The 25,614-nt window shown below is 39.6% G+C and carries 24 protein-coding genes; 9 read left to right on the forward strand and 15 right to left on the reverse strand.

Annotation, left to right across the window (positions count from 1 at the left end; genetic code table 11):
- Positions 1–50: 50 nt before the first annotated feature.
- The 3 genes from OO007_RS14835 to hisD form a co-directional block, all read right to left on the reverse strand.
- The gene (locus OO007_RS14835) at positions 51–1,058 is read right to left on the reverse strand and encodes an alcohol dehydrogenase catalytic domain-containing protein (RefSeq protein ID WP_325809379.1); all 1,008 of its coding nucleotides are present in this window, start codon (positions 1,056–1,058) and stop codon (positions 51–53) included.
- 177 nt (positions 1,059–1,235) lie between these two features.
- Positions 1,236–1,997 (reverse strand): SDR family NAD(P)-dependent oxidoreductase, encoded by a 762-nt coding sequence (locus OO007_RS14840; protein ID WP_325809380.1) that lies wholly within the window; start codon positions 1,995–1,997, stop codon positions 1,236–1,238.
- Entirely contained in the window at positions 1,981–3,303 is a 1,323-nt protein-coding gene (gene hisD, locus OO007_RS14845) for a histidinol dehydrogenase (RefSeq protein WP_131906864.1), read from the reverse strand. Before hisD ends, OO007_RS14840 begins: the two co-directional genes overlap by 17 nt.
- Positions 3,304–3,487: 184 nt before the next feature.
- Here hisD and OO007_RS14850 point away from each other — a divergent pair, with 184 nt between their 5' ends.
- Positions 3,488–4,510, forward strand: a complete 1,023-nt coding sequence (locus OO007_RS14850) for a LacI family DNA-binding transcriptional regulator (RefSeq protein ID WP_325809381.1) — start codon at positions 3,488–3,490, stop codon at positions 4,508–4,510.
- Positions 4,511–4,727: 217 nt separating this feature from the next.
- A complete protein-coding gene (locus OO007_RS14855) occupies positions 4,728–5,591 on the forward strand; it encodes a sirohydrochlorin chelatase (RefSeq protein ID WP_325809382.1) in 864 nt (287 codons plus the stop codon).
- Positions 5,592–5,644: 53 nt separating this feature from the next.
- On the opposite strand, the gene OO007_RS14860 is transcribed toward OO007_RS14855, so the two are convergent.
- The 5 genes from OO007_RS14860 to OO007_RS14880 form a co-directional block, all read right to left on the reverse strand.
- Positions 5,645–6,508: a PhnD/SsuA/transferrin family substrate-binding protein gene (locus OO007_RS14860; protein ID WP_325809383.1), complete on the reverse strand. Its 864-nt coding sequence runs from the start codon at positions 6,506–6,508 to the stop codon at positions 5,645–5,647.
- 260 nt (positions 6,509–6,768) lie between these two features.
- A complete protein-coding gene (locus tag OO007_RS14865; RefSeq protein ID WP_325809384.1) occupies positions 6,769–7,617 on the reverse strand; it encodes a type II secretion system protein N in 849 nt (282 codons plus the stop codon).
- A gap of 749 nt (positions 7,618–8,366) precedes the next feature.
- Entirely contained in the window at positions 8,367–9,119 is a 753-nt protein-coding gene (gene nfsA / locus OO007_RS14870) for an oxygen-insensitive NADPH nitroreductase (protein ID WP_325809385.1), read from the reverse strand.
- 90 nt (positions 9,120–9,209) lie between these two features.
- A complete protein-coding gene (locus OO007_RS14875) occupies positions 9,210–11,450 on the reverse strand; it encodes a TRAP transporter permease (RefSeq protein ID WP_325809386.1) in 2,241 nt (746 codons plus the stop codon).
- A 17-nt stretch (positions 11,451–11,467) separates the two neighbouring features.
- The gene (locus tag OO007_RS14880) at positions 11,468–11,914 is read right to left on the reverse strand and encodes a hypothetical protein (protein ID WP_325809387.1); all 447 of its coding nucleotides are present in this window, start codon (positions 11,912–11,914) and stop codon (positions 11,468–11,470) included.
- Between the two features lie 294 nt (positions 11,915–12,208).
- Between OO007_RS14880 and OO007_RS14885 the strand changes: the two genes are divergently transcribed.
- Together OO007_RS14885 and OO007_RS14890 are read left to right on the forward strand one after the other, a co-directional pair.
- Complete coding sequence (locus OO007_RS14885; RefSeq protein ID WP_325809388.1) at positions 12,209–13,342, forward strand: FIST C-terminal domain-containing protein; 1,134 nt, start codon at positions 12,209–12,211, stop codon at positions 13,340–13,342.
- On the forward strand, positions 13,339–15,528 hold the full coding sequence (locus OO007_RS14890; RefSeq protein ID WP_325809389.1) for an EAL domain-containing protein: 2,190 nt from the start codon (positions 13,339–13,341) through the stop codon (positions 15,526–15,528). Before OO007_RS14885 ends, OO007_RS14890 begins: the two co-directional genes overlap by 4 nt.
- A 64-nt stretch (positions 15,529–15,592) precedes the next feature.
- Here the strand turns inward: OO007_RS14890 and OO007_RS14895 are convergent, their stop codons facing one another.
- The 5 genes from OO007_RS14895 to OO007_RS14915 form a co-directional block, all read right to left on the reverse strand.
- The gene (locus tag OO007_RS14895; protein ID WP_325809390.1) at positions 15,593–15,889 is read right to left on the reverse strand and encodes a DUF3817 domain-containing protein; all 297 of its coding nucleotides are present in this window, start codon (positions 15,887–15,889) and stop codon (positions 15,593–15,595) included.
- 205 nt (positions 15,890–16,094) lie between these two features.
- Entirely contained in the window at positions 16,095–16,841 is a 747-nt protein-coding gene (locus OO007_RS14900) for a substrate-binding periplasmic protein (RefSeq protein WP_325809391.1), read from the reverse strand.
- 366 nt (positions 16,842–17,207) lie between these two features.
- Positions 17,208–18,008: a substrate-binding periplasmic protein gene (locus OO007_RS14905; protein ID WP_325809392.1), complete on the reverse strand. Its 801-nt coding sequence runs from the start codon at positions 18,006–18,008 to the stop codon at positions 17,208–17,210.
- 169 nt (positions 18,009–18,177) lie between these two features.
- Positions 18,178–18,840: a dimethylsulfonioproprionate lyase family protein gene (locus tag OO007_RS14910; protein ID WP_325809393.1), complete on the reverse strand. Its 663-nt coding sequence runs from the start codon at positions 18,838–18,840 to the stop codon at positions 18,178–18,180.
- A gap of 355 nt (positions 18,841–19,195) precedes the next feature.
- Complete coding sequence (locus OO007_RS14915) at positions 19,196–19,654, reverse strand: Fur family transcriptional regulator (protein WP_325809394.1); 459 nt, start codon at positions 19,652–19,654, stop codon at positions 19,196–19,198.
- Between the two features lie 172 nt (positions 19,655–19,826).
- Here OO007_RS14915 and OO007_RS14920 point away from each other — a divergent pair, with 172 nt between their 5' ends.
- From OO007_RS14920 to OO007_RS14935, 4 genes are read left to right on the forward strand one after another with little or no spacing between them, the layout of a single operon-like run.
- Positions 19,827–20,498 (forward strand): DUF2796 domain-containing protein, encoded by a 672-nt coding sequence (locus tag OO007_RS14920; protein WP_325809395.1) that lies wholly within the window; start codon positions 19,827–19,829, stop codon positions 20,496–20,498.
- Positions 20,498–21,220: an ABC transporter ATP-binding protein gene (locus OO007_RS14925; RefSeq protein ID WP_325809396.1), complete on the forward strand. Its 723-nt coding sequence runs from the start codon at positions 20,498–20,500 to the stop codon at positions 21,218–21,220. The genes OO007_RS14920 and OO007_RS14925 overlap by 1 nt, the downstream gene beginning before the upstream one ends.
- Before the next feature lie 2 nt (positions 21,221–21,222).
- Positions 21,223–22,479 (forward strand): ABC transporter permease, encoded by a 1,257-nt coding sequence (locus OO007_RS14930; protein ID WP_131906880.1) that lies wholly within the window; start codon positions 21,223–21,225, stop codon positions 22,477–22,479.
- 32 nt (positions 22,480–22,511) lie between these two features.
- Entirely contained in the window at positions 22,512–23,276 is a 765-nt protein-coding gene (locus OO007_RS14935) for a DUF3299 domain-containing protein (RefSeq protein WP_325809397.1), read from the forward strand.
- 430 nt (positions 23,277–23,706) lie between these two features.
- On the opposite strand, the gene OO007_RS14940 is transcribed toward OO007_RS14935, so the two are convergent.
- Positions 23,707–24,078 carry a universal stress protein gene (locus tag OO007_RS14940; protein WP_325809398.1) on the reverse strand — a complete coding sequence of 124 codons (372 nt, stop codon included), beginning with the start codon at positions 24,076–24,078 and terminating at the stop codon, positions 23,707–23,709.
- Between the two features lie 232 nt (positions 24,079–24,310).
- Between OO007_RS14940 and OO007_RS14945 the strand changes: the two genes are divergently transcribed.
- A complete protein-coding gene (locus OO007_RS14945) occupies positions 24,311–24,607 on the forward strand; it encodes a GNAT family N-acetyltransferase (protein WP_325809399.1) in 297 nt (98 codons plus the stop codon).
- Positions 24,608–24,713: 106 nt separating this feature from the next.
- Here OO007_RS14945 and OO007_RS14950 read toward each other — a convergent pair whose 3' ends face one another.
- Positions 24,714–25,313, reverse strand: a complete 600-nt coding sequence (locus tag OO007_RS14950) for an IPTL-CTERM sorting domain-containing protein (protein WP_325809400.1) — start codon at positions 25,311–25,313, stop codon at positions 24,714–24,716.
- Between the last annotated feature and the right edge of the window lie 301 nt (positions 25,314–25,614).

Here is a 25,614-nt window from a genome sequence, read left to right on the forward strand (position 1 = left end):
TCTTCTTAAACAAGGTAGTTCTAATTTTGCGATCTAAAATTACTCGATCACTAATTAATGAGATGATCAGGTTGCAGTACGATTTTGGCTGCAGCGACGCGCCCGTTATGTAAATCATCAAATGCTTGTCCGCCTGCAGACATAGGGCGCACATCAATCCAATTTAAATTTCCTAGTCTTTGTTGATAAAGCATGTCGATTGACGCTTTCATATCAGCCGTTGTGTAACAATAATTACCTAACACTGTAACTTCTTGCAGTGTGATTTTGCGACTATCAAAACCACCTTCACTGTCTTGCAATCCGACGTGTGAAATGATGCCACCTGGTCTTACGGCTTCACATGACACATTGCGGGTAATACCAGAACCAACGCAGTCTAAAACCACATCGTAATCTCCCGAATGCGTTGGTTGCTCTTTGATTGGGTCATAGGTTGTCGCGCAATGTTGTTCGTCGATACTCGCGCGTCTTAATGCATTGGTTTCTCCAAGGTCTATTTGTGACGCGCCTTTCGCTTTCAGTACCAGAGCCGCTAACAAGCCAATAGCACCGCCACCTAAAACCAGACACTTCATTTCTGACAATGGTCTATAAGCAATTCTTTCAACTAAAGCTATCGCGTGTAATGCGGTTGCGGTTGGCTCTGTAATCGACGCACTGATAGGACTCATATCATCAGGGATTTCCAATAAGTTGCGCTCTTCAATCGCGACTTGATCAGCGAATGCGCCTTGCAGGTACATGCCAATTAATTCCCGTTTGGTACAAAGATTACTGCGTCCACTCAAACAGTCATGACAAACCCCACAGGTCATCAATGGATTGATAACCATGCGTTTACCTGCGTGTTTACCATCGATAACTGTGCCACAGACTTCGTGACCTAAAATCAATGGAGGAACTCGGCGTTCATCATGCCCATGATACGCATGCATATCAGAACCGCATATTGCTGCAGCAGACACATCCATCACAACATCGCCTACTCTTGGGCTCGGTTGTGGTTCGTCACGGTAAGTGATTTCTTGCGTATCTGTGTAAACGAGTGCTTTCATCTTATCCTCCTGTTTTTAGTTAAATCTCTCTGATATTTCTCTTATTTTTTTCTGATTTTTTCTGCGTTATGCATTTTTCCTTCGTTGTAAAAGAATCGGTGCATACTTGTCTTAAGCTGATGGCACCCCCCTACTTTGAGCAGGTTTTTTGGGGGATATCCAGAAAGTGTAAAAGCCTTACTTGGCAGTAAACCCACCATCGATATAAAGCGTTTGTCCTGTCACATAATCAGACGCGTGACTCGCTAAAAACACACAGGGGCCATCAAGATCTTCGAGATTGCCATTACGGCCAATAGCGGTTTGTTGTGCCAGTTTATCGGCAAGCTCAGACTGTTCAAAAACCGGAGCCGTCAATTCAGTGGGGAAAAATCCAGGGGCAATCGCGTTGCACCCTATTCCATCTTTTGACCAGGCCTCGGCCATTGCACGCGTTAACTGACTAATACCGCCTTTCGATGCGCCGTAAGCGATTCCGTTTGCAAATGCTCGCTCGGACTGCAATGAGGCGACATTGATAATCTTGCCCCAGCCACGCTCTCGCATATTAGGGACTAACTTTTGTGCCAACATGAAAGGCACTTTCAAATTCAATGTGAGTGTTTGATCCCAACTTTCTGAGGTCACATCATCTGCGTGCTGACGCAGGTTTACACCAGCGGTATTACACAGAATATCGACGCGACCGAAAAAATTAAGACTCGCTCCAACAATGATATCCCACTGGCCTTCATCAGCTAGATCTGCGGCTAAATACTCCGCTTTTGCGCCGCTATCACGAATTTCTTTGGCTAATTCTTTCAGGCGATCTTCACGACGCCCGATCAAAACCACACTGGCACCCGCAGCGGTTAAAGCTCTCGCTTGCTGCGCACCGATTCCGGAAGTAGCACCCGTTATGAGTGCTACCTTACCGCTAAGATCAAGCTTCAACGCCATGTCCTGGAATCTCTAGTAGGAATTCTTCTTCAGGGAAGTATTTAGCGAGACGATCATCGCCTGAACGGGCATGACCTTCCATACCTTCAAGACGTGAGATTCTTGCCGCTGCCGCACCTACTTCACGATTTGCTTCGCGAGTCATGCGTTGTGTCGTCACTGTTTTAACGAATTTACTGGCAGATAAGCCGCCCGTGTAACGGCCTGCACCTTTAGTGGGAAGAATATGGTTAGTACCAGAACATTTATCTCCGTAGGTAACCGTTGTTTCCTCACCAACAAATAGTGAGCCGTAATTGCGAAGACGCTGAACCCACCAATCTAAATTTTCAGCCTGAACTTCTAAATGCTCAGCTGCGTACTGATCACTGATTACCGCCATTTCTTCATCAGTATCACAAAGAATAACTTCGCCGTAATCTCGCCACGCTGCTGTTGCAGCATTGCGTGCAGTTTCTGGTAATTTAGCGATAACACCTGGCATCATCTCGATCACTTTATCTGCTAGCGCTTTGTCTGTTGTAAATAACCATGCTGGTGAGTCGAAACCATGCTCTGCCTGACCTGCAAGATCCGAACACACAAGAACCGGATCAGCCGTATGATCAGCGATGATGGCGATTTCCGTTGGTCCTGCAAATAGATCGATACCTACTCTGCCATATAACATACGTTTTGCTTCAGCAACAAAGCGGTTACCAGGACCAACCAGAATATCGGCTGGCTTACCGGTGAATAAACCAAAGGCCATTGCTGCGATACCTTGAACACCACCAAGTGCCAGGATTGTATCTGCGCCGCAGTAGTTGGCAGTGTATAAAATCGCATCATTAATTCCATGGCCAGGTTTAGGTGGAGAACATGCGATAACGTGATCAACACCCGCTGCCTTAGCAGTACCCACAGACATAATCGCCGATGCAACGTGAGCATAACGTCCACCGGGAACATAACAACCAGCCGCTTGCATTGGTATTTGGCGTTGACCCGCCCATAAGCCCGGAGACAATTCCGTTTCAAAATCGATGAGTGCTTCGCGTTGCTTTACGGCAAAACCATAAACACGATCGTAAGCAAATTTTATATCGTCTTTAACCTGTTGAGACAAACGCCCTTCAGCAGCTTCGATTTCTTCTGGTGTAACGACGATATTTCCTTCGTAACCATCTAACTGTTTTGCATATTCAGCACAGCGTTCTTCGCCACCTGCTTCAATTTCTTTAAGCATTTTTGAAACGATTTCACGTGTATCGTCTTCTAATGTTGTCGCGTTCATTTCCGCTTTTTTGATATAGGTAACAGCCATTTGTGTTCTCCAGAATAATTTAATGTAAGCGCTTACATATTAGTAATGGAAATGATTCTTGTCAATTTATTACGCGATAAAATTACAATTTATTTGTCACACAAAAGTTAAGCTATTGAAAACAGGTACTATTAAATTAGACCTGTAGGTAATTTATTTTTTCGCTGTTACACTTGAGCCCCATATGCAAAAGAAAAAACCGACCCTACAAGATGTTGCCGCTAAAGCTAATGTGTCTACTGCGACTGTTTCGCGTTGCCTGAATGCCCCCGATAAGGTTCGCACTGAAGTCCAACAGAAAATTAATCAGGCGATTGATGAATTAGGATATGTGCCTGACGGCGCGGCTAGAGCGCTTGCATCTCGACGCACAAATACGGTTGGTGTTATCGTTCCTACGATTGATAACAGTATCTTCTCTAAAGCCCTTCAATACTTACAAACAGGCTTAAACAAAGCTAATTACACCCTGCTGTTAACCAACAATAGCTTTTCTGAAGAAATAGAATTACGCGAAGTACAAACGTTATTATCCAGAGGCATTGATGGGATAGTGATGGTAGGTGCTCAACATCATCCCGAAATTTACAAGGCCATCAATCGATATCAGATCCCTATTGTTAATCTGTGGATTTATGATCCTGATTCAGAATATAGCTGTATTGGTTTTGATCATATTAAGGCGGGCAAACAAATCACTAAACATTTGCTTGAATTAGGTCATGAAAGTTTTGGTGTCATTTCTGGTACCAGAGAAAACAATGACCGTGCAGAAGAAAGATTTAAAGGACTGAAACAACAACTGGATGAAGCCGGAATTATACTAGAGGACGACCGAGTAATTGACTGTCGCTTCAGCGTAGAAAATGGAAGCAAATCTTTCCATAAATTACTGGATAGGCACCCGGATATTACCGCGATCATTTGCGGTAATGATGTTCTCGCGATTGGTGCATTACATGGCGCACAGGAGAGAGGCATAAGAGTTCCTGAAGATTTATCGATTACGGGTTTTGATAATATCGAGATATTGCCTTTCTTAAAGCCATCACTAACGACCATAAATTCACCCTCTAGACGCATGGGTGAAAAAGCGGCCGATTACATTTTGCAGCAGATAAAAGATAAGACTAATATTATTGAGCGTATTGAGTTAGAAGCAGAATTAATTGTAAGAGAAACCACAGGACCTGCTCCGAAAAGATAAAGCCCTCTTTCTCAGTGAGTTATAGAACGTTATGTGGATTCCCTTGATTTAACTTTGATAACGCTTGTTGACTTAAATTGTTGGATAAGCTTTCTGAAGCTGACACATCAACAATAAATTGTTCGATCACCACAATGAACTTAAGGTAGATAGACATCATTTAAGCATTTTTATTACTATGATTTTTACTCAGTTTTACGACACAGGAAAACGATAAATGCCATGCATTCTGCTCATTGATAATGGATCTCTTCGTGCCAATGCCACGTTACAACTTCGAAATTTGGCTGAAATTCTAAGCATAGAATCCGGATTTAAAATTCACCCCGTATCCTGCAAGCACTCCAATCGAATTCCCGAGAGCGAACTAAATGGCAGACCAGCATATACCTTTAGCTATTTCATGGAGCAACAGCTATCCAAAGGAGAGAAAGAGTTTATTCTGCTACCCCTGTTCTTTGGGAATAGTAGAGCACTGACCTCTTTCATTCCGGACGAGGTTGTTACTCTGGAAGAAACCTTCGGACCAATTACGATAAAAATTGCCGACACCATCTATCCGCTTCCTCAGGGGGAAGAGGAACTGAGTACGATCATATATGATCATGTTATCGCTACAGCATTAAAGGTTTTTAACGATTCTTATCGATCTAAAAACTATGCTGAGCTTAAAAATGTGGTACTTGTAGACCACGGCTCGCCGGTTCCCAGAGTTACCGCAGTAAGGCAACATCTGGCGAATCGTGTTAGAGAAAAGTTAGCTGAAAACGGAGCAAATCCTGCAGCGTTAGAAGAAGCGGTAATGGAACGACGCGAAGGGAAAGAATATGATTTCAACGGTGATCTTTTAGAAGACTGGTTAATACAAAAAGCAGAGGCAGGTGAAACACAGGCTTCGGTTATATTGATGTTTTTTCTTCCGGGAAATCATGCGGGTGAAGGCGGTGATATTATCGAAATTTGTGATAACGTGATGAAAAAATATCCAGCGTTTAAGATTTCGATCAGCCCATTGATCAGCGAGCATCCTAAGCTGATTTCAATCTTGTACGAGCGTTTAACACATATTCTTCAAAACTAAATGTCACCCCCCTACTTTGGGGCCTTTTTTACAAGATAGACGCAGAGATATAATTACTGCTTGGCCGGGGCCACATTGTTCAGGAAAAAGAATGCATTATTTTCTATCGATGCTCTGAGGCTTTTAAAATTACTATCCTTACTTTCGATAAAACCATCTCTATTCTTGATGATGAATACTTCTTTAGGCGTGTTTAACAAACCTTTCTTAAGACCTTTTAGATAAACGGGGTCCAACCCTTCACGAGCAACCCAGGATTGTGTCGGCGCTTTAAATCTTGCTAATGCTCTAATTCTTTTACTAAAATTTTTATTTCTAAGAATATCTTCTTTGAAAGCCCCGGCATCGTAAACCTCACGAATAATCGCTATGGCGACATTATCGTGTCGTCCCAGGTAGTTATAACCTGCCAAATCATCTGCGCTGATACCATTTTCAAATAAGAATTTTTGAGATAAATATCTGCCTATCGTGGATGATTTATTGCCAAAGGCAAAACTCTTACCTTTCAGATCTTCCAACTTTTTTATAGGACTATCTTTAAGTACGCCGATTACCCCATCATAATAAGGTTGGCCTTTATTGGATTCTGCCGCAAGGATTGAGACATTTGGACTTCTACGTTTGACTTCAACGTATGAAGCACCGCCTAAACGTGAGAAATCAATTTTTTTATTCACCAGCGCATCGACGGCATCTTTGTAGGCAGGAAAAAAGACGATATTAATTTCTACTTTTTGATTAAGTTGCTTACCCAGATTTTTTTCAAGATTTTTCAGAATGGGGGCATTTTGATCATCCACCCAGTTTCGCCGTTCAGAACCATAAACCCCAAAGTTTAGTTTTACGGTTTCCGCGTATACAGGTACTGATAGTTGAGCAAAAAGTATTGTTATAAATAATAGTTTTTTAATCATTGCATTGGCTTTTCAAATTAATAAAAAGTCTCCCCCAAAGCAACTTGGATTTCACTAGCCACATATCTGTTATTTACCTCTTATTTTCACTATGCAACCAACAATAAATGATATTTGCAGGCAACCTTATCGCATATAACATTTAATATATATTGATAAATATCATTTATTTAGATTGTGTGCAATTATTTGATTATACAAGACTCTCAATTAATCGAGCAATTTTTAAAATTAATCCACCCGATAAAAAAGCCATTCTTTTAAAACCCATAGATAATACTTAAAGTGTCCTGATCACGAACGACCACCAAATCAATGTTACGGGAATGAGTTAATTCATTGATGATAAATTGTTGCATGCTCGGTCCTTCAAAAGTTTGACCATTGAGGCTGGTTAAAATATCACCGCTTTGAAAGCCTAGTCGAATAAATTGATCTGCATTTCCACCTGGCATAATTTTATACCCAAGAAACTGCCCCTGTTCATAAACGGCATAAGGCCGCCTGATCATTAATAAGCGAATTGGGTTTCTACGTTTATCCTGTTCCAGCATAACTCGTTGCTGAAAAATATCTTCATCAGCGCCGTTCACATCATTAAAAATCTCATTCAAATATTGCACCTTGGTTTGACTTCCATAGCCCCCCATTTCTAACACATGCTTTTCGCCATAATAGTTAACCACAACCTGATTCCTAGTGATTTCCTCGACAATCGCTCTTTGGTAGATCATTGATTTTATTTGATAAACCTCCTGCACTCCTCCATGCTGAGAGATCAATGCATAACTGCTATTATCGCCTTTGTAAACAACACCATGTAGCCTGAAATTTAATTTTGAAAAAGGAATTGAAGGTTTCAAGTCTGCAAGAATAATAGGAAGCTTGTTAGTATCGACCTGCTTATTTAATTTCTGTATTGTATGAAAAAGCTGAGAGAAGAAACTTTGTTCGTTTGCTGAATCGGTGTTTTTCCTGGTTGATATACTACTTTGGGGATGATCTATACGCTTGGTATTCATCGCAATAAATGCCAAAAGAATACTTAGAATGACAATAATAGTCGTTCTACTGGTGAAAAATATTGTGGAAGATTTACTATAAGTCACTAAGCTCCTTATACCAAACGCTGATAATCTACTAAAACCTGAGAATTATTGCTCAGCAGCTTTAATAATTATAGTCTATTTAATAACAATGTCTTTAAGCGCTATAACTCAATGACTTAGATGAAATTTCAAAAAAATAGATAAATATGAGACAAAAAAAAGCGGACCGGAGTCCGCTTTATATAATGGATTTAAGATTTAATTGATTGTCTCACCAAACCATAATGAGATTAATAACCAACTAATCGATAGTAGACAATGAAATAAAACCACTAACGATTATTCTCTTATACCCTCACATTGAGCCCAAATGATACTTAAGTTCTCTTCCTTAAGACTCAATTCTTGATCGAAAAACGTTATAAAAAACGCTTTTCAAAATGACTTGTTGTAAGTTAATTTTTTCGGATTTCTGATAATTATTACTGACTATTTAAGAACAACTATTCTTTCGCTTTATTCTTCAGTTATATAAATATGAATTAATCAGAATACGTGCTGTTTTCCCTCTCTTAAGCGTTTTGTGCTTTTAATTATTATTAACTTACTTAACGTAGGTTTAAATTTACTCGCAATTATCTTGTCAGTAAAGTATTTTATTTGCACACTATTAAAATAGTTGACTTAAATCAATTTCAGCCTTGTTAATAGACTTAATTCGAGAGTCATCAAGAGATTGTTTTTATTTGATATTTAGAAATAAATATCATACTCCTTTAGAAAAAAGGAGCATGGCAAAGGATGTGAAATTATTTAATGAGTAATCCGCGATTGTTTAAAAAAGATCGCATATGCTCGCGCTTTTTATCCTGAACGGCTTTCGCTGTTTGCTCTGACCAATTAGAAACACGTGTTTTACCTGAGCGAGATTGGTAATAAGCTTCCATCTGTGCGTCATAAGACTCAATTTGAGATTCCACTTTTTCAGTTGCGTAATGGTCTTGATGCAAAATAGTTGTTACTGGAAAGCGAGGTTTAACATCAGGGTCTATCGAAGGCCAACCTAAACACATGCCAAATACCGGATAAACCTGATCGGGTAATCCGAGTAAATCAGACACCAATTGCGGATTATTTCGAATCCCGCCGATAAACACTCCGCCCATACCCATCGATTCAGCGGCCAGCAGGACATTCTGAGCCATTAAAGCCACATCAACACTGGCTGCCAAAAAGTGCTCGGTGTTTCCCTCTAGCTTACCTGCCCCCTGTTCGATGCAGGCTACTTCGATACGTTTTAAATCTGCACAAAACACTAAAAACTCAGGGGCATCTTCTACCCAGGTTTGCCCACCTGCGGCTTCTGCAATCTGACGTCGCGTATCACTATTGGTAACACGAATCACTGAATAAGCCTGAATAAAACTGGATGATGCCGCTGCCTGCCCACATTCAATGATTGTTTCCAGTGTTTCGGTATCTATGGATTTATCTTGAAATTTCCGAATCGAACGATGACTCAACATCGTCTCTATCACTTTATTATTTGTTTGATCTAACATAATCCTGTATCAGTCTGATGTTTGTTTAATCTATACAATGCGTATAAAAACGCGCATTAAAACGCGCATTAAAACGATTGTCTCGTTAATTTATGCTGCGCTTTCAGTCAGGCTTTCTTTCAATAAACCTTTATGTGTCAACACTACGACAAGGGTAATCAACGCTGCACCCACTATATTCGCCATAATATTTAAAGGTAGGAAAGCACCAATAATGCCCAAGATTAATAGCGGGTAATGCCAGATTTTCAAGGGGCCTTCAGCGTAATTCTGTACCAAACAATTCAGTGCATAAATGCCAAATAGCCCAAAGAAACCAATCTGAATAATTTCCATCCAGCTGCCACTAATCAGAGGTGTATAAGCAAACATCAAAGGCACAATATATAAACCTTTTGCGATTTTCCATGCTTGGAAACCGGTCGCCATAGGCGGTGATTTTGCAATACCCGCAGCGGTAAATGCGGCTAAACACACTGGTGGAGTAACATTACTGTCCTGACTCAGCCAGAACACGATTAAATGCGCAATCAGTAAGTACATGGTTAATTGTTCAGCATCGACCAATACTGGACGAAGCGTAATAGCCACTTCAAACGGAATAGCAGACATTAACTCTAACGCTTCGGGTCGAGTCATTCCTGTGGCTATTGATGCCACGTGTGGACTATCAACTAACATAAACATCGCAGATTTAGCGGGATCTGTAATACCTTGGATCAATTGATCGACGATCACACCATCCGCTAATATCCCAGCCAAAGCAGGAGCACTCAAAATAGCGAGAATAATATAAGCGGCAGTAACCGGTAGCCCCATGCCCAAGACCAATGATGCTAATCCTATGAGTATGATGGCAACTACCATCGACCCCTGAGACCATTGAGCGATCATCAACGAGAAGCTATTGCCGATACCACTGGTAACAATCGCATTATTCATAATACCGATAGCCACTAACAAAACACCCGTCAGAATCGATGCTCTAATACCAAACATAAACGCTTCCGCAATGCGCGAGGGGCCCATCACCGTAGGTTTAAAATCATCGCGGTTTAATATTTTACCAATCACTAACGTTGCCCATGATACCAACACCAATGCTGCAATCGCCCATGACGCTGCATAACTCGGGGTTACACCTGTCATAAGCAACCAGATCATCACCGTTAAAGGAAGGATAAAGGTTAAGCCACCAGAGATGATTTTACCTTTATCAATAACCAAGTCCTGATCATCACCTACTTTGTATTTAACCGCTTCGATACGCACGATAAATGCAACAGAAAGGAAATATAGAATCGCAGGAACAACCGAAACAGCCACAATGGTCGAATACGGAATAGACGTGTAACTCGCCATAACAAAGGCACCAGCACCCATTATTGGTGGCATTAACTGCCCACCGGTAGATGCCGCCGCTTCAACACCGCCTGCGAACCTGCCACGAAAACCATTAGACTTCATTAATGGAATCGTAATAACGCCTGTAGACGCTGTATTGGCTATCGCTGAACCACTAATCGTGCCTGTTAAGGCAGATGATAGAACCGCAACAAATGCAGCACCACCACGGATACGACCTGCAACTAATTTTGAACTTTCGATAACAAAATCGCTGGCGCCTGAGACCACCAGAAAACCACCAAAAATCATGAACAAGGTAATATTTGTGGATGAGATACTCGCCAGAATTCCAAACATACCTTCGTCATTAAACAAAGAGCGGAACATGATGTCATTAAGGGGCAAACTAGCCGAACGAAAAACACCAGGTAACTGTTCGCCTAAAAACATAATATAGGAGAGCGACAACAGGATTAGTATTGGAATAACCCAACCAGATACTCTTCGGGATAAATCCAGCGCAGCAAATAGCAGTATTCCGCCTGCTAACCAATCCACAGGACTAAACTGCCAAGACTGACCGGTAACCGCTAAAGTATCATCATAAATTCGCGATTCAGATGCGGCCACCCAGAGCGCAGATGCAGCAACGAGTAAACCATAAAAGAGATCAAGCTTAATTGCCCAGGGTTTGTGTTTATTCTTGCCAAAAGCGCTATAAATAGTAGAAGCTAAAAAAGCAAAGCCTGCAAAATGTATCGCATTTTGCCAAAGCCCCGGCTCATTAAGAAAGATATTAGTGAGGATGTGCCAAACACCAAAGGCTACCGCTAATGCTGCAATAAACCATTCCAAAGGCGTTTTAGATTCCCCCCTTTTAATGTCTTCAAGCATCAACCACTCATCACGGAGATTTTGAGAGGCGAGTAGTTCGAGCTCAGTGTCGTTGTCTGCTGCTTCGTTATTTTGTGTTTTATTATTCATAGTTGATTAGTAATCGTTTATTTGTACAGAATGTCCAAGTTATCTTTAAAGCTAACGCCATTCACAACCCAGTTTTTCTCGGGCTTATAAAACGTTATCTTCCAGTAAATAGCGTGATTATTAAATTTATGTAGATAGTAATAACGTAAAAATGAATCTCCTATTTTTTCTTTACTCACCATTTCCAAACCGACAGCCTGACCAAATCGCTGATCAACAATGGGCCACTGCTTTTCTATGGTTTTAATAAGATTATCAAGCTCAACTTTAGGTAAAGGCCAATGTGGCTTAGCTACTGCCATTCCCTCAGTAAATTCTTTTTTGATGAAATGACCAACCATCTTATCCGCTAGTGCTTTTGTATCAATTTGGTTTTTAAGTTCTTTGGCGTGAATAACCCCTGATGCGAAAGAGAGAAAGAATAGAAAAAACACACTGAGAAGAAAGGGCAATCGCAACTTCATGATTAACACTCTAGGTAAAAGTAAGAGTATAGAATAATAAAGTACACCCCCCCACTTTTATGGCATTTTTTTGTAATTCTTCTGGAGTAAATACTCGAATATCAAAACTTTACTTCTATTTAAAAATAGTTTTCATAGAAAAGAATTTTTTATACAAACCTTTTATCCGAAGTTTTTACCACTACAGTTATTATTAGCTATTATGTTAATAATAATTATTCAGTATTTCTGGGCTTATTCCTCGAAATTTTAATCGTAACAAAAAAATATAATAAAAATAAACTCATCCACTTTATGCATAAAAACCATTTCTCAGTCAGTTTTGATAATCAAATAAGAACCACAGAACATATTTCAAATTTGATAAACAATGCCATGGAATCAGGCGCAAAAGGCGTTACCCTGATTATAGCGGCAGACTATATGCCTGAAATGGATTCTTTAAGCGCGTATTTAAAGACAATTGACATTACTGTGTCTGGAGCAATTTTCCCAGAAATAATACATGATGACAGCTATTACAACGATGGGGCTGTCGTTATTGCATGGAACCACCCAATTCAGGTTAAGACATTTCTGGAAATAAGCAATACGCAGTCAGAGCTGTATACCCAATCAAATTCAGACAGCAAACCACCCGATGTCGAAGGTTGCCTAATTTTTATCGATGCTAAAGCAAAATGCCTGGAAGAAGCATTAGATGCCCTCTACTACCGAAATGAATTCGATTATAGATTTGCAGGTGGCGGTGCCGGCTACCTAAAGGACAATAAAAGACCTTGTATTTTTACCAATGACGGCATTCTTGAGGACGCCTTACAAACGATTAACTTACCTTTTTATCAAAACAATCAACTTTGTCATGGCTGGTCAGCCTTATCTGGTCCGCACCTGGTTACCGAGGCATCAGGCTACCGTTTAAAAGCATTAGATTACCTGCCCATTAAAGAGCAATATCGTAAGTTTATTCAAGACAATGTGGACGAGGATATTTCTGACAAATCCATCGAAGAACTATTAAGCCAACACCCCATCGGAATAAAGTATTACGACGAAGAACTCATCGTGCGTGATGCATTTCGTTACAGTGACGGTGCCATCGAATTTATGGGGGATATCCCAGAGTTTTCTAATATATACATTCTTGCAGGTGAGCCAAAATCCTTACTCAATTATGTTGATCAAAACCTGAATAATCTAATCATTGAAAACAAACCAGATAATAATTTATCGCTAATCTTTAGTTGTGTCGGTAGACGCGCGCACATGGGATCTGTCAGTGATACAGAGCTTTCTCGAATTTCAAACGCATTAAAACCCACAGAATCAATTATTGGCACCGCTTCCCTAGGGGAACTGGTAACCAACGAAGCGGGCTTATTACGTTTGCATAATATGTCACTTGTGGTATCCAGGATGTACAAATGATTCATTGTGAAGCACAAAGCTTAATTTCGTTACAACACGAATTACTGTTATCAATCGGTACTCATACAAGCCCTGAAGCGTTGCTAAAAGAATTTTCTTTTAAAGCAATCAAGACGCTTAATTTGAAGCGAATTCATTTCTTTCAGAAAAGCAATAAACTCGTTGGCATTCGTAAAAAGTCATTTTGTATTCCATTATCTGCAAAAGATATTATTTCTGAAAACCAGAAACTTGCGCGTTATTACAATAAACTTTTACCGACAGAAAATAGTTTTATCGAAGAAATCGAACACAACGGCAGTTTTTTCTATAGTTTCGGTATCAAAAATTTCGGTTATATTTTATTAGAGAGACGATTAAAGGCTTTCGATGAAAGTTTAATTCAGGCTTTAATTCCACCTGTGCTTCGTTTTTCTATTGCTTATCTTAGCCGTAAACAGTTTGAATTAAATACCAAACAACGAAATAAAATCCATGAAATATCAAGCATGTTAAGGCTTGATAAACAAAAGTTTGAATCCATTTTGGGCGCAATCAAAGATGGCGTGATTGCGATCAACATTAACAAAAAAATATTTTATGCGAATGATTCTGCACGTGCCTACATGGACGTTGAAAAACATACCGATATTGATAAAAAGTACTATGAATACTTTCGCTTGCTCAATATCGATCAAACTGAAGATATCACCCAAAAATTAGAAAGATACGCATCAAAAAATACCAGCTGGTCCCCCAAGGAGTCGGTTGTATTTAAAACACAAAGCGGAAAAACCAGCGTTTGTGAAATTAATGTACAAAAAATAAAAGATAAGCGACAAAATCATACAGGGAGTAATTACTATTTTGTGATTACTTTCCATGACATCACAGAAACCTATGAAATGGAACAAACACTTGCGTGGCAGGCAACCCATGACCATTTAACAGAGTGCTTAAACCGCAGTGGTTTCGAAAAGATCCTCGATCATATTGTAATTAAAAACACATCGCACAATCATGCGTTGATTTACATGGATCTTGATCGTTTTAAGTATGTCAATGACCTAGGCGGACATTTGGCAGGCGATGCTCTTTTAAAACAGGTTGCAGAGATCATGCAGCAGGAAATACGAGAATCAGACCATCTGGCCAGAATTGGCGGTGATGAGTTTTGTATCATCACCAAACGCTGCGAAATAGAATATGCCGTAGAACTTTCTCATAGAATCAGGGAAAAAGTGGAACGTTTAAGATTTCAGTGGAAAGACAACGTCTTTACCATCGGAATCAGCATAGGCGTAACATCGATTAAACCCGGAGATAAAGATGCTGATATGGTATTTTTTAAAGCAGATGATGCCTGTATGCTCTCCAAAAATAATGGGCGCAATCAGGTTACATTAGCTCAGGAAAACGCACTAAACACGTCTAAAAAGGACCCTACCAGACAAATTAATTACATTAATCACGTCAACAAGTCCTTATCAAGTATTGATGATTCATATAATTTTGTACTCTATCAGCAACAAATCATGGCGATTGCAGAAGAAGAAAAAGACCACATAGAAATTCTTCTACGGATGGAACACAAAAACAAAATCATCCTGCCGAATGCCTTTTTGCCTGCAGCTGAACGTTATGGAAAAATAGCCGCCATCGATTTATGGGTGGTGAAAAATTCTTTAGAATATATAAAGCACTGCAAAGACACCGATGTGAATGTAAACCTTTCTGGCATAACACTCAGTGATGATTGTGCCAGAAAACAACTCTATCAGTTAATTTCAGAACACCCGGAAGAAGCAAAAAACCTGTGTCTTGAAATCACAGAAACGGTAGCGATTACCAATCTCAACAAATGCATTCGCTTTATGAATAATGCCTCACAATATGGCGTGAGTTTTGCTCTGGATGATTTTGGCACCGGCGTATCTTCATTCGGCTACCTGAAAAACTTACCCGTAAAATACCTGAAGATTGATGGTTCTTTCATCCGTGACATTTGTACCAATGAAATCGACCAGATCGTAGTCAGGTCTATTACAGAAGCCGCTAAAGCTATGTCTATTCAAACGGTTGCAGAATTTGTTGAAGATGCAGAAATCTTAAGAAAAATCTCAGAGATTGGCGTGGATTTCGCCCAGGGTTATCATCTAAACAAGCCTGAAAGGCTTGCAACATACCCTTTACCAATACTCCATTAATCGAAATTTAAGCGAAGCCACCCCCCTACTTTGGAGGCTATTTTTAAGCTTTGTAAAAGCTAAGTTACGCCAAGGCTTTTGCCTTAAACACAAACGTACCGAATGGAATAAATGAGGCAGCAAAACCAAGCAGTGTATTTATAATCCCTAATTCTCTTTTTGCTGCATGCAAAAATAATAAAACGATAAACGACAAAAATAAAACACCATGCAGGGGACCAATTATTCTTACCGCTTCCGCCATCCCAGCATAATATTTCAATGGCATCCCAACAAACAATAGAAGTAACAATGATGATCCTTCTAATAGAGCCGCCCAACGTAAGATAGTGAAGTCTGTTTTCGTATTATTTTTATTCATGAGTATTTGCTGCGCTTTAATATTTGGGTTGCTTTAATATCTGGATAGCTTAAATCTATCGGTAAACAGCGAGTATATTTCACGCTGAATTAATACAAAGTGAATAAGCCGTTTATCCCATGAATTAAGTCACCCCCCTACTTTGGGGCACTTTTTTATCTACAAATAATCGATTATTACAAAGAGTATTCTTGGCCTTATAGATCTAATAAACAATGATATTTTTTAACACGCCTTCTTCTTTCAGCTGCTTCATTGCGTCGCTAAACTTTTTTGCAAGTAGCTCATGATTAATCCCGCTGGTCTTGGAGAAACCTATAAATAATGGCGCATTGTTTGGGACGTATTCGAGCTTTCTAAAGTTCGCTTTTTTAATTTTTCCCGTTTTGATATAATTACTCACGATAGTATCGAACACTAATTCATTAATGATAATCGCATCTATTCTATTCTTGGCATTTAGTTGTAGCACCAAACGTTCGTTATTAGTTGCCTCAAGACGCTCAATATCCTGATACTCATCAAATGTTTCCCCATAAGAGTTTTCAGCCGCTACACCAATACCCCAACCCTTAATATCTTCAATGGTTTTCGCTGTTCTCTTGCTATCTCCACTAACCACTAAAATATTTTTTTCGTAACTCAAAGGTTCGGTTGGATACTCCAAAAACACGTTTCTCTCTTTCGTTTTAAATAAGGGAAATATTGCATCAGATTCACCACTTTTCACTTCTGCTAAAGCTCTTGCCCATGGTCTTAATTTGAATAATGGTTTGATACCTAACTTTTTAAACACTGTTTTGATGGTATCAACATCAATGCCTTTAAACTCATCATTTTCTATATAAGAATGCGGAGGATAGAAATTACCCACAATGGTAAGCTGCCTCTCTTTTGCAAAGGCATCCGTCATCGCGAAGATCACAAGAAATGATAGTAAAAGTAATTTCATATTTTTATTTTTAAATTAAAATTGTTTTCTAACATATTAGAACAGACTTTTTATCTCCACAAGACCGCTTATTCGCAATAAAGTACCGTACATACTGTAATTGACTATAATATTTTTATATTTACTGATAATTCACATTTATTAGCCAATATCTAACTAATCAGCTTTCCAGATTGATAGAAGATTTAGTCGCCAGTTTTAAAGCGTTTAATGGTCATGCGCCTCTTTTAGCAATGTATTTTTTAGGCTTGCGTAGGTTATGAAAGTGCTTATTTCGCAACTACTCCCTTACTATATTACCAATATACACCCCCCTACTTTGGAGGCGTTTTTTTGATTAATTCTTTGCTTATTCAGTAACAGTGCTTATTCAGTAACAGTCGTTTCTTTCATTGTGGTCTGATTCGAATACTGATTCATGATTTTATCAACCACGCCTTCGTTATTTAAAGCAAACAAGGCATCACTAAACCTTTCAACGATATCCTTGTGTTCACTAAGGCTCTTTTTTGAGAAACCCATATACAACGGTGCATTATTAGGAACATATTCCAACTTTCTGAAAGCGGGGTTTTTGATCTCACCTTTGGCGACAAAACGATTAACAATCGTGTCGAATAATAATTCGTTGATAATAATCGCATCAAAACGCTTTTTAGCGTCAAGTTGCAGCACCAGAAGTTCATTACTTATGCTTTCAACGCGATACACATCCTTATATTCATCAAAGGATTTTCCGTATGAGTTTTCAGTGACTACTCCGATTCTCCAGCCTTTGATATCCTCTAATGATTTAGCCGTTTTATCGCTGTCATTATTTACCACGAGAATATTCTTTTCATAGCTCAAAGGCATCACTGGGTAAGTGAGATAGGCCTCTCTTTCCTTAGTGCGAAATAGAGAATAAATAGCATCGGACCTTCCACTTTTTACCTCTGCTATGGCTCTGGCCCATGGTCTGAATTTAAATAAGGGTTTAATCTTGAGTCTTTCAAAAACCGCTTTGATGATATCTACATCAGTGCCTTTGAATTCGTTGTTTTCAATGTAGGAATAAGGGGGATAAGAGTCACCGACAATGACAAATTGCTTCTCTGCAGCAAATACATTAATTCCCGAAAACAGCGCGACAACAACTGTAAATATAGCGAAGATGATATTTTTCATTTTTCTGTTTAAAACAATTTTCCAATTAGTATATAAAAATATCACAACACACAAAGCTAAATCATTGCACAGCAATATCTTATATTGACGGCATTATAAAGGGTATTAAATGACAGTTCTCACAATAAAATTCACCAATAATCAAATGATCAATCGGTAAAACTTTTATTTACTGTTTAGACTTCTTACGACTAAATACCATTTCTTGTTGTTTCAAATTATCTTTCTCGCCCACCCAGGCATACAGTAATAACGCAGGTTCACGCTTAGACACCGTAATTCGATGCGTATGTGCAGGCGGATTAAAAATCATTGATCCAGGTGAATAAACACCCTGATTGTTTTCTGAAACTGACCCCGAAAGACATATATAACTTTCTGTAATACCGTCATGAGCATGCGACGGATAGATACAACCCGGTGCAAATAAAACCACACCTAAAATCACTTCTTCAGAGACAACAGGCCCACTGGGTCCACAGATTTCGGCATACGCGTATTTATGCTCTAGCCCTCTCGGCATTTTTTCATAGCCGTATTGCCAATTGAGTTGATCCTGAATCGATTCGAAACAACGAATCATCGAAACATGGGCCTGACTTTTACCTTCATCCATCGCACGTTTCAAGTGTTTGGTCACTGGTTTATCAGCTATGACGTTAATCGATATTTCTGGATTCACTTTCATCGAGCGACTAATGGCTTCACGCACCTTGCGCTGATGCGATCGGATAACATCACTTCCACCAGAATCCAGGTGCCGATAAAGCTCATAGCACTCTAACAGTAAGTATCTCCAGTCTGGACAGTCATTTAAGTGGTTTTCATTCATATCTAAACACAATATAGACAAGCAATAGATACGCTGTTTATCGACTCTCTCTAGCATATCTGTTAATACGTAGAGACAAGACAAATGATAAGTAGGCGTTGTAAGTTGCGATATTAGACCGATCGTCTAGAACAAGCAATATAAATAACGTTATGATTGTTTATTATTTGAGAAAGTTGAAGAGCATTGAATTGACACCCCCCTACTTATAGGCCTTTTTTAGTTATCCCGAAGTGCTTGTTAGGAGCTTAGTTAGGTTCTTGTTAGCTCTTTGATTTGGCTTTAAACTTGTTTTTAGAATTGTCCTAACAACAAACTTTGTGAATTCCTTCTATTATCTGAGCACTGCAAGTATCTAAGCACTGCAAGACTGACAAGCACCCAGAATTTCAAGCGAAACAGATTCTCTGGTGAATGAATTTTCTTTGGTAGTAATATCAATGGCCTTGCCAAGCTCCGCGGTGCAACATTCCGTTACTTTTTCGCAGTGTGTGCAGATCATAAAAAAACATTGGTTATGCAAGCCCGGATGAGAACAACCGACGAATGCATTGAGACTGTTAATTCTATGCACTAACCCATTTTGCAACAAAAAATCCAGGGCACGATAAACAGTCGGTGGCACAGGAGCACCATCTTCTTTAGCCAGCTTTTCCAGAATATCATACGCTTTTGCAGGCTTGTGAGTCTCCCACACCAGTTCTAATACTTTGCGTCTTATCGCGGTAAATTTAAGACCCTTTTCATTGCATATCTCTTCGCCCTGTTTGATTGCCGTCGATATACAGTGATTATGTTTTTCACAATGAATCATAAGATGCTTTAACTCGATTAAAATAGTAGTCGTAAATTTAAATGATATAATATAACATAACTTTAACATTACAATGATGATAACAAGATTATCATATCTTTTTACTATCGGTAGCAGCTTCTTTCCCAGCTACTTTTTTTTGATTGACAGATATTTTTAAGGATTTTTTAAGATGAAAACTAATGCCGCCTCTTCTCTAACTTCTGTGGTTTTATCTTCTATGGCTTTAACAGTAGCAATTTCAACTTCTACGATTGCAAGCGAAGACGAACATCGCGAGCACGGTGCGCATCAACATGGAAAGGCACAGCTCAATGTTATTCAAGAAAAAAGTGAGCTAGCTATCATGCTGGAAACTCCGGCAATGAATGTGTTTGGCTTTGAACATGAGCCAAAAAACAGTGAACAAAAAGAAATTGTCGAGCATGCCGTTAAAGACCTTAAAAAGCTTTCAACGCTCATAGAAATGGACAAAAACGCTGCGTGTGAAATCGTTAAAGTCGATGTGGATCAGCCATTTGGTAAGCATGATGAGGATGAACATGAAGACGAACATGAGCATGAACACGAAGAAAAAGATGAGCATGATCATGACGACGAACACAAAGAAAAGAATGAACTCGACGAGAAACATGAAGAGCAAGAAGAATCAACTCACTCCGATATCGATGTAGAAGTTGTTTACAACTGCAAAAATGCAACTAAACTCACGCAATTGGATCTAAGCAATTTCTTCAAACGTTTCTCAGGATTTGAAGACATCGATGCACAAATCATCGTAAACGGCCAACAATCAGCGACTGAGTTAAGTAAAAAACAACCTATTTTAACATTGAAAAAGTAATGATCATTCGTTTAAAGAACGTAAGCTACTGCTGGCCAGGTCAGCAGCAGCCTACGCTTAACATTCCATCGTTAGAAGTAGAAAAAGGTGAACACCTTTTTCTACACGGCCCTAGCGGCAGTGGTAAGACAACCCTGCTCAATTTACTCACTGGCATCAATACTCCCCAATCTGGACAGCTGGAAATACTCGGAACTGATATTGCCAAGCTCTCAGAATCCAAAAGAGATCGTTTTCGCGCCGATCATTTGGGTGTGATCTTCCAGCAATTTAATCTACTGCCTTATTTAGCGGTGTTAGATAATGTTTTACTGTCTTGCGACTTTTCAAAAACGCGTCTTAAAAAAGCCGGAAATGCCGTTGAAACGGCCAAACAATTATTGCTTGATATGGAAATTTCAGGCGATCTATTACACAGTAAAGTTTCCAGCTTAAGTATAGGACAACAACAACGTGTCGCGGTCGCCAGAGCCTTAATTGGCAACCCGGAAGTAATCATTGCCGATGAACCAACATCGGCACTAGATACCGACAATCGAGATCGTTTTTTAGACTTGCTCTTTACGGAATCGGATAAACACGGCTCCACCTTGATATTCGTCAGCCACGATACCCAAATTCAACACCGTTTTAATAGAATGGTGAGTCTCGCGACGATTAATAACGTAGATAACGCGTTAGGCAATAATCAGATAAACCACAATCAAGCAGATGCAAAATAAACATGAAACTCCTCAAAATAGCCTTCAAAAGCGCGGCAAATAGAAAAACAGGGTTGATACTGGCAAGTGTTTCAATCGCCTTAAGCATCATGTTATTGCTAGTTGTCGACACCATTCGTAAACAAGGCAAAAGCAGTTTTGTGAACACGATTTCTCAAACCGATTTAGTCGTTGGTGCGCGCAGTGGTCCACTCAATTTATTGATGTACAGCGTGTTCCGCATCGGCAATGCCACCAATAATGTGTCATGGAAATCTTATCAAGAAATTGCCGCATTTCCAGAAACAGACTGGACAGTGCCGTTATCACTCGGTGATTCCCACAAAGGCTTTCGCGTTCTGGGCACCAATCAGGATTACTTTAAATACTACCGCTTTGCCGGGGGTAAAAACCTCGCCTTCGCCAAAGGAAAGCAATTTGATGATTTATATGACGCGGTTCTGGGTAGCGAGGTCGCGAAAAAACTGTCGTACAAACTCGGCGATAAAATCACCTTGGCGCATGGTTTAACCTCTACAAAATTTGCCGAACATGGCGACAAACCCTTTCGTGTTTCGGGTATTTTAGAACGAACTGGCACCCCCGTAGATCAAACCGTGCATGTCTCTTTGCAAGCCATAGAAGCGATTCACGTCGATTGGTTGTCAGGCTCTCCTTCTCCCATCAAAATATCTGCGGAGAAAGCACGAGAGATGAAACTCAACCCCAAAACCATCACCGCATTCATGCTTGGGCTTAAAAACCGCACCGCCACGTTTCGCATGCAGCGTAAAATTAATCAATACAGGGCCGAACCACTATTAGCCATTTTACCCGGCTCAACGCTGGCTATTTTGTGGAATACGCTGGGTAACTTTGAAAAAATATTAGTCGCGATCGCCTTTCTGGTATTACTCAGCGGCCTACTTGGCATGTTAACCACATTATTATCCACTTTAAATGAACGAAGGCGCGAAATGGCGATCTTACGAACAGTGGGTGCGCACGCCTGGCATATTATTGCGTTGTTTTTACTGGAAGCGTTTATGGTCGTTTTAGGCGGCTGTATCTTAGGACTTATCGCAAGCTATGTTGTGCAATTGGTCGCTCAACCACTCTTGGTACAGTTATACGGAATCCATATCGATATTATGTTCCCCGATGCCGAACAGTGGGCTATTATCGGCGGCGCATTATTGTTAGGATTATTTTTCAGCTTATTGCCAGGCCTCATCGCTTACCGACGATCGTTACAAGACGGTTTGGTGCTAAAGGTCTAAATTCGTTTTAAAGGATTTATAAAATACAACTTATGTTCAAAAACAATCAATTATCATCCATATTAGCGGTTTCATTTCTGACTTTATTGTTATCCGCTTGTGGTGAAGAAACGGCTGATAGTGCTTCAAAAGACACAGAACAACAAACTACCAGTGCTGAATCAAAAGTAGATACTGCAAAAACTGCTAAAGCGGAAGCTAAAACCAATGACACTGCCACAGTCAAAGAAGAAGAAACAGTAGTTCCACTAGTGGCCGATACCACTCCCGAAACCACTGATAAGTCAGACACTGAAGACACAGCAAACGCGAAACAACAAGACAGCAATGCCGTTGAAACAATCAGTTGGGATAAACTCATTCCAGAAAGCTATGACCCGAGTGTCATTATCGACAAATACAGTGAGGAATTAGAAAGCCTTACAGACGATGACCCAAAGGCGATGGAACTCTACGGTAAAATTCAGGCTGAACTGGATAACGCACCAGTGAATATGTCACTAGATGGCAAGACCATTAAAATGCCGGGATTCATTGCCCCCTTAGAAAACAACAACGGCATCATCAGCGAGTTTCTATTGGTCCCTTATTTTGGCGCCTGTATTCATGTGCCAGCACCACCGGTTAATCAAACCGTTATGATCAAAGCGAAAGACGGTGAAGGGATTAAATCAGAAGAATCATCGCTACCTATCTGGATTACTGGGCAACTAAAAGCGGTTGAAGAAAGAACCAGCATTGGTGCAGCAGGCTATCGCATTGAAAATGCGCAAATAGAACCTTATACCGAAGAATAATTGCCACCCCCCTACTTTAAGTGACTTTTATGCGGCTGCGCCTTCCCTTTGGGTAAGCATTAAACAGCAATGCTTTTGTCTCGATAAATCTCGGCTCATTTTGTTGTATGAAATGACTAAAGGAACTTATGCTTCGCGGAATGATATTGATGCGGCTTCGCCTTCCCTTCGGGTAAGCATTTAACAACAATGCTTTTGTCTCACTTCATTCGGCTCGTTTTTATTGCTTGAAAACGCAAGTAGAGCCGAGCTTACGAGACAAAAGCTTTAGCTGCCCCTTTAGGCTGAGGCGTAGCCGAATAATTTATGCTTTGCGGAGGCACTTTTTTTAGTGTTAGATACAGAATCTAAATGCTTAAAATCAGGTCGGATGGCGATATTTAAACGCTATCCGACCCAAATAAGTATCTGTCAGTGACAGATTACTTTTTTATCTATCAACCAATACAGCACAAGGTGAATGACGCACAACCTTAGAAGCAGTAGATCCTAATAGATAATCTCCCAAACCTGGTTTATGTGAATTAATTAAGATTAAATCTGCATTTTTCTCTTTCGCAAATTCAATAATCTCATGATAAGACGTTCTACCATCACGAATTGCAGTGTCAGCATCAACACCGGACTTTGCTAACCAATCCGCCATCGTTTCACGTGTTTTAGAAAGATCATGAGGAACATGTTCAAGTACATGTAATAAAGTAATTTGAGGTTTTTCAGACAAGCTAACCGCTTTTTTTAGCCCAGCAATAGTAGACTCTTCGTTCAATAAATCGGTAGGAACAATAATTGTGTTATACATTTTAATACCTCCAAGAATGAAACTGTTTACATCATATAAAACAACCGTTTTTTCGGTATATTTCAACTACGATTATCATATATCAATGTGAAATGAGTGAGTTGACCCTTATCAAGAGACAGTGATTTATGTAACTCGTATTTTTACTGAGATAATGCATAACAAAGGTTTTAAGAACCTCACAATAACAGCTAAGTACAGCCCACCGTAGCCAATGAAAATAAGGAACAAGATGAAAATAAGCGAAATTACCCACGATAAAGAAAGCAATCAACTCTATCTAGAAGCTGGCGAAAACAATGCCCGCGCATTAGTTGATTACATCATCAAAAAAGACAAAATGTACTTAACACACTCAGAAGTGCCTGTAGCACTCCGAGGGAATGGCATCGGGAAAATACTGATAGAAAAGACGCTAGAAAAGCTGGTAGAAGAAGGCTACGAACAAGAATATAAAATTATCGCCAAATGCCCATTCATTAAGTACTTTGTCGAGAAAAATCAGAAATGGGCCGAGATTGTTCATTAGTAAAGCATAAAGAGAGGCATGAGAATTGTATGTAGAGTCCATAAAAAAACATGCCACAAATGCGACATGTTTTAATCTATTAAATACTATTTAAGAAGGCTTCTTCTTAAGTTGTTCCCTCACCTATATCGTCTTCATCTATAGGTTCTACTGACTCACAACGTATAAAAATTAATTTTTGATCTTCCACTACACCTGAATATTCTGCTGCCTCGGGGAATGCTAACGGATCTGTTGTAATATCAAATCTAGCACCGAGATCTAAGATCTCATAACCACATAAAGACTCCGGATCATCATCTGCGACTAGGTTAAAATTAAGTGATTGACCTGATTCATTTGAGAAAAATCTATTACCATTCTCAGGAATTATATAGGGTGTATTAATTGCGATAATGGGGGCTCCGCCAGCATTCACATCAGTAACTAACTTAACTCCTCCGGTGCCACTGCTTAATACGCCAACACCTAGTAGTAACAGAAAAAACTTACCCGCATTACTACTTCCTTTTTGCCTAGAAACTTTAACAGCCACCGCAAACAACAATAAGCTTAGTACGATCAACATCCAACCAGAAAGCGTGGGTACAGCTGTTGGGCTAGCTGCTGAAAAAATAACAGTGCCACCAGCAGCAAATACAGAAGAACTACTTAAAACTAAGACCACAAAAACAGCTAATTTGGAGAACATCCTTTGTAAATTCATAATTTTTCCTTAATTAATCAATAAAATTTAAAAACTTTAAACCGAGACATGTACAACTTGGATAGCTTTGATATAAATATAGTTATTAGAATATTGCTCCTCATTTTGAGTAATCATACGCAACCCAAAATCCATATAGTTCACTGCATAAAAACCCATTATCAAGTGTTGTAGCGGCACATTTATATCAAGAATTTTTCAATAAATATTTTGCCAAAACAACCACATATGATGTTTGACTAGCGAGCCCAAACCCCTGTTTATAATCGAAGGAATATAACCTCAACCTTAGTCCAATTCT

The organism is Cocleimonas sp. KMM 6892 (assembly GCF_035798195.1).
GTDB classification, from domain to species: domain Bacteria; phylum Pseudomonadota; class Gammaproteobacteria; order Thiotrichales; family Thiotrichaceae; genus Cocleimonas; species Cocleimonas flava.